This is a genomic window from Micromonospora sicca (assembly GCF_003172935.1).
Taxonomy (GTDB): Bacteria; Actinomycetota; Actinomycetes; order Mycobacteriales; family Micromonosporaceae; genus Micromonospora; species Micromonospora sicca.
Window position 1 is genome coordinate 1 of record NZ_QGKS01000159.1, and the last position, 1,986, is coordinate 1,986.

Consider the following 1,986-nt stretch of genomic DNA (forward strand, 5'->3'; position numbering starts at 1 on the left):
TGAGCAAACGTGACTCATGATTGGCAGTCGTCCGTTGCCGGGCGACGTTGACCGGATGAACCGGTCTAGACGCTTCACGGCCCGCTGCCCCGCCTGCGGGTGCAGGTCTTACGGGTCTTACGTAGGCTCCACGTCCTGTTTTTGCGTCGCCCAGCAACTCCAGGTCGACGTGCCGCACGAGCGCGGCAAGATTACGTGCCGCGTTGACGTCCCGGTCCAGGGACAGTCCGCACGCCGTGCAGTGGAACATGCGCTCGGCCAGCGACAGCTTGGGTTTCACCGTCTTGCAGGCGGAGCACGTCTTGGAGCTGGGGTACCACCGGTCGGCGACGTACAGCGTGCTGCCGTACCAGCCGGTCTTGTAGCCGAGGTGCCGGCGCAGCGTCGCCGGGGCGGCGTCGGTCAGGGACCGGGCCAGCTTGCGGTTGCGGACCATCCCGGCCACGTGGAGGTCCTCGACCACGACCGTGGTGAACTGCTGCGCCAGGCGGGTGGTGAGTTGGTGCCACGAGTCGGCGCGGACGGCCGAGACTGTGGCGTGTAGTCGAGCCACCGCGTCCTGTGCCCGCTGCCACCGGTTCGACGCAGTCCGTTTGCGCCTGGCCTCCGGGTCGTAGGGGCCGATCCGCCGGGCGGCCCGGCGTTGGGCCTTGCCGAGTTTCCTCAACGCGGCCTTGAACGGCGCCGGGTTCGGCACCATCTCGCCGGTGGACAGCACCGCCAGGTGCTTGATCCCGGCGTCCACGCCGACGACCCGGCCGGCTTTCGGCGCGTGCGCCGGCCGCCGTCCGACCGTGCGCTGGACCGCGACCTGGAACGAGCAGAACCACCTGCCGGCGGTCTCGGTGACCGTGGCGGACAGGATCGTCGCGGTGCCCGCCCGTACCCGGCGGGCCAGCTTGCGGGTCGACTCGTGGGTGCGGATGCGACCCAGCCGGGGCAGCATCACATGCCGGTAGCTGGGGTCGACCCGGATCGCGCCGGTGGTGAACCGGGCCGACCTACGGCCGTTTTTCTTCTTGGCGCGGGGCCAGCCCATCCGGCGGCCCTTGCGGGTGCCGGTGCGTGACGCGTGCCAGTTGCCCAGTGCTGCGGACAGGTTCGCCAGGCCGGTGTTGAACGCCTCCTTGGAACACTCCGCCCACCATGGCGCCACCCACTGCTTGATCTCGTTCCAGGTGCGCCGCAGGTCCGGCAGGGACCAGCCCTGCCATGGCGTCAGGTCCGCCTCGGCTACTCCGTAGCTGGCCTCGGCAGCGCGCTGCGCCTTCACCGCGCTGACCCGCCGCAGCATGTGGTTGTACGCGAACCGAGCCGCGCCGGTGTTCCGGCGCAGACCGAGAACCTGGGCGTCACTCGGGTCGAGGGCGAACCGGTACGCCTGCACGGTCCAGCCGGCCGGCGGCTCGTACCGCTTCACGACTCGTCCTTGGTGGTGGCGGCGGCCACGGCGCGGCTGGCCCGGTTCGCCGCTGCGCGGCGGCCGTACAGTCGGGCGCAGAGACTAGTGAGGATCTCCGTGACGTCCCGCACGAGGTCGTCGTCCACCTCGGCTGGATCGACCACCATCAGCCGGCGCCCCTGCGCGGCCAGCGCCGCCTCAACATACTCGGCACCGAACCGCGCGAACCGATCCCTGTGCTCCACCACGATCGTCGACACGGCCGGGTCGCGCAGCAGCCCGAGGAACTTCTTGCGCCGCCCGTTCAACGCGGACCCGACCTCGGTCACCACCCGCGCGACGGCCATGTCCCGCCCGGTGACCCAGGCGGTCACCCGGGCGACCTGCCGGTCCAGGTCGGCTCGCTGGTCGGCCGACGACACCCGGGCGTAGACGACGACCTGACCCTGCCGGGCGTCGTCGGTCACCTCCACCATGATCGTGCCGGACGGCAGACGCCGAGCGGGCACCGGCATGGTCCCCTCCCGGAACCAGCGGTACGCGGTCTGCGGGTGCACACCGTTACGGCGCGCCCACTCGGCAAG

2 protein-coding genes are annotated in these 1,986 nt (G+C 70.9%); both read right to left on the bottom strand.

The window, feature by feature from the left end; translation table 11 throughout:
• A partial coding sequence (gene tnpB, locus DKT69_RS08000) for an IS607 family element RNA-guided endonuclease TnpB (protein WP_161557782.1) occupies positions 1 to 1,420 on the bottom strand: 1,420 nt, incomplete at its 3' end.
• Positions 1,417 to 1,986 (bottom strand): IS607 family transposase (locus DKT69_RS08005; protein WP_236647393.1); only part of this gene is annotated, 570 nt, incomplete at its 5' end. The genes tnpB and DKT69_RS08005, both read right to left, overlap by 4 nt.